Annotated in this window: 5 protein-coding genes; 1 reads left to right on the plus strand and 4 read right to left on the minus strand. The window is 36.0% G+C overall.

The genetic code is table 11. The features are described from left to right. On the minus strand, positions 1 to 1,709 hold a 1,709-nt coding region (locus tag AC1DG9_RS24530), incomplete at its 3' end, for a hypothetical protein (protein ID WP_477635417.1). Between the two features lie 186 nt (positions 1,710 to 1,895). Here AC1DG9_RS24530 and lspA point away from each other — a divergent pair. Then, positions 1,896 to 2,399, plus strand: a complete 504-nt coding sequence (lspA, locus tag AC1DG9_RS24535; RefSeq protein ID WP_477622452.1) for a signal peptidase II — start codon at positions 1,896 to 1,898, stop codon at positions 2,397 to 2,399. A 3-nt stretch (positions 2,400 to 2,402) separates the two neighbouring features. On the opposite strand, the gene AC1DG9_RS24540 is transcribed toward lspA, so the two are convergent. From AC1DG9_RS24540 to AC1DG9_RS24550, 3 genes are all read right to left on the minus strand, one after another. Beyond that, complete coding sequence (locus AC1DG9_RS24540) at positions 2,403 to 2,885, minus strand: MarR family winged helix-turn-helix transcriptional regulator (RefSeq protein ID WP_337716102.1); 483 nt, start codon at positions 2,883 to 2,885, stop codon at positions 2,403 to 2,405. A gap of 31 nt (positions 2,886 to 2,916) precedes the next feature. Next, positions 2,917 to 3,414: a GNAT family N-acetyltransferase gene (locus tag AC1DG9_RS24545; protein WP_288881751.1), complete on the minus strand. Its 498-nt coding sequence runs from the start codon at positions 3,412 to 3,414 to the stop codon at positions 2,917 to 2,919. 94 nt (positions 3,415 to 3,508) lie between these two features. Then, on the minus strand, positions 3,509 to 3,951 hold a 443-nt coding region (locus AC1DG9_RS24550; RefSeq protein WP_477635418.1), incomplete at its 5' end, for an SRPBCC family protein.

The following is a 3,951-nucleotide window of genomic DNA, read 5'->3' on the forward strand; positions in this document are numbered from 1 at the left end:
CCTTTAACACCACGATTATAGCAGTTTGCATCGCCCATGCTTAAAGCCCAACGCGGCATTAAAAATGGGCGTCCGGTGATTTGAGTATAACCGTTAAGTATTTGTTTTAATGAGGGGCCGAAGAAATAAAAACAATCAAAACGGTTTTCATTATGTGTAAAGCTCAGTGTTTCCTTAAATGAGTATTTACCAGCATCAAATGTATTTCTGAACGCTCCATAACCCGCGGTAGACATATAGAATGGGGCAGGATTAGCTCTTCCACCATCATCCCAGCCTCCACCTTTTTCAATCAGAATATCTTTATCTCTGTGAGAAAAATAGCCGTTTTGCATACCTCCGCCATAAAAATATTCGTCATTATGGCGTTTCATCGTTTGTTTTGTTCTTGCACCAAACGACATTGACTCAGATTCCTCCCAGATAGGTTTAGTATCCGTTACATCGTACATCGCAAAGCGTAATGGCTGTTTGTAAACACGAACAACACAATCTTTACTTCTTATTTGGTAATAACTACCCTTGTCGGTTGAATTAACAGCAGGATTTTTAACATCGTAGCTAACTACAATATCATTACCTGCAGGATTGGTAAATTCTCCATCAGCCGCCATCCAGATTCTGAAAATATCATCAGTATAGAATATTACTTTAAAAGCCGAAAACCCAGCCGTAACATTAAACTCATTTCCATTGGCTTTAAAATCAGTGAGGTTTCCAACTTTAGTCTCTTTGGCATTTATCTTTGCTTTTAATGTGTTGTTAGAAAGCTTCTCATCTGCGTCAAACTTTAAACTAAAGTTTAAATTGTGTGTTGCCTTGTCTGTTAAATCAATAGCAGGAAATTTGACAGTGATCTCCTGACCACTTGAAATCGGCTTTTTACTAGCTATAACATCTGCAGAAACTTCTTTTTTTCCGTCAATAGTGCCCACAACTTTAAAGTTTGATCTAATGCTTTCGATACCGCTATTTTTAACTGTAACAGCTAAAACATCGTTTTTAGTGAAGGTATTTTCTTCCTCGTTATGCGACGTTAAGCGCGTTATAGCAAGGTCTTTATTGTAAGCTTCTGCTAACTCAATATCATCCACCATCCAATACCAGCTATAATAACCCTTCCAATAAAATCGGAGATATACCTTTTGCTGCCTGGCAGCCACCTTGGTGATATTTACCTCCTGATTAATAGGAGTAAACATATCCGTTGCTGAAGGCACATTATTAGTTACATTATAGTCGGTCCATTTCTCGCCATCAGTACTTACACCAACATAAAGACCAGCTCCAGTTGCTGCAAATTCGCTATTATACCGGAAGGTATGCTGAAAACGAAGTATTACTGAGGATTTGCCAGAGCAGTTTATAGCTGCTGTCTGCATCCAGGTATCGGGATGCTGTTTTTTTTTAACCCATGATGGTTGATCTTCATCAACAAAATAGCCTGCCTGAAACTGTAAATGATAGCCACGGCTTTTTGAAGCAATAGGAGGTGCTTGCTGCTGATATTGATAGGAGCCAGGGTATGGCTGATTGGTAATTAGCCATGCCAGGTCTTTTTTACTGCTATCAACATTTAACCAGCCATCTGGTAATTTGCCGCTTTTAAAACTTTCTGACCAAAATATTTTTGGATCTGGTGCAGCTTTTTGTGCAAATGACTGTGAGGTAAAGACAGCCATCATGGAAAATAGAATTAACTTTCTCATTTAAAGAATAAGTGATTTTGTTTTGCTAATCTGTTAAATAATATTTTTATATCCCTGCGCAAACGTTTGTTCTAAATATTTACGTTACTAAAGGAGTTTATATGTCAACATTCTGGTAAAAAAAATCAATTACCTTTAATCATACACAACATATAACTATATTAAGCGGGTATTTAACACATGAAAATGATAACAGGAAAGATTCTTAGAAGGGTGTTAGTTCTATCACTTGTATTGTTTAACATTGGTTGCGATCAAGTTACTAAAAGTATTGTACGAAAGCATGTAGATTATAATGAGAACATAAAGATCATTAGTAACAATTTTACCTTAACTAAGGTTGAGAATTCAGGTGCTTTTTTAAGTTCAGGAGAGGCACTACCTGTACCTGTTAAGTTTGTACTGCTTTCTTTATTACCATTGTTTGTATTGGGTTTTGGCATCTATTATATTTTGAGCAAAACCGAATTGGATAGATTATTAATTGTTGGGGTTAGCTTTGTAATCGGCGGTGGTATTGGGAATTTATACGATAGACTATTATACGGATCAGTTACTGACTTTTTGCATATAGATTTTGGAATCTTTCAAACAGGTGTGTTTAATATTGCAGATGTCTCTATCATGATAGGTATGCTAATGATACTAACCCATTTGTATTTTAAAAGAGCCACCCCGGAATTAGCTTAAAAGCTATTTGACAGGTGGCGATATTTTTTTTGCCCTTTCCAAAAAGCTTTGCTCTTCTAGTTTTTGTTCAACCTCAGCAATAGCTTTCATGATATTGTTGCTAGTATTTGTTACATCAGTTAAGGCTAAAACCATTATATCCCATACAGGCTGCATTTGTTCAAGCAGTTTTTTACCTTTTTCAGTTAGTAAAATGAGTCTTTTCCGTTCATCCTGTTTATCTTTTTTGGATCGTATGATCTTTTCTTTTTCCAACTCTTTTAGTAAGCTAATGGTTGAGGGATGGGTATAACCAATTTCAGCTGCAAGTTCAACAACACTTAACACTGGCTTAAAATGCAGTGTATAAATAACAGGAAACCATTTGGGCTCAAAATCTATATGGTGCGCTTTATAAAGAAGAAACCCATCCTTACGAAACTGCTCACTTAAGCGCTGCAGTCTTGTTGATATGGCCAGGATACCTGATTCATTGATTACATTCATGTGCTGATATTTCAAATTGCTTATTAAAGCATTAATTTCTCAAATCTAAGTGATAAAACGTATTGTCGGCCTTCATTCTTGGGAAATAGGATGGAAGCTCCTCCATTTTTATCCTTACAAAACCATTTCGTTCATAAAACCTGCATGCAGCCTTAAGAATGTCTACTGTTCCAAGATATATATCCGCAATGTTGTGCTGCCTGCAATAATCAATAAGTGATTCAAGCAAGTGCTGAGCAATGCTCAATTCCTTACCCCTATAATCTTTTTTCACAAACATTTTTCTGATAACACCGGTATTATGGCCAACATTCATTAAAGCTATGGTACCTACCAGTTCTTCGTTATTTAAGGCACCCCAGAATCCGCCGCCATCTTTATGATAATTTGTTTCTATATCTAAAAGATCTGGTTGACCTTCCAGTGTAATTGACACTCCAAATTCGATCTGTTGGATTGGGAGAATAATATCAATTATTCGTGCACAGTAGTTGTTGTAAATGGGTTCTATTAATATCGAGTTACTCATACATTTTAAATTTATGTTCAAAAGTACGTAGTTAACTACATATATTAATTTGAAAATCTGTAATGTGAGATTTTCATGATAATTTGAGTTAAGATTAGGTATTCAGCATTGGCTTAAAGTCCGGGTCTTTACCTCTCAGGTCAATACCTCCTTCATAAATGGATTTTAAATTAACAAGGTAAAATGACCATCCATTATGGCATCCCAATCTAATATTCCGCATGCTATTTTCGTCAGTGGGTATGTTCTTTTGAGTAAGCTCTACTAAAACATAGTTTTTTTGAACAGATAGCTTCACATCAACAAGACATTCTCCTTCAAAAGTAAACTGGATAAAATCTGAACCATTTGCTTCTGTTATCTTACCTGTTGCCCTATCATCATATAGATACCAGAGCCATTCGTAGTTATAACCTTCCCGAATAGATTCCTCTTTACCTATCTTAGTCCCGTCTGTGTTCGTAAAGATGGCTTCTTTCAAAAACCATTTTTCTATTTCAGAGCTTCTAGTCCAAGCGTTGTAAATATCGCTTAGAC

It is taken from the genome of Pedobacter sp. 05L430 (assembly GCF_056397585.1).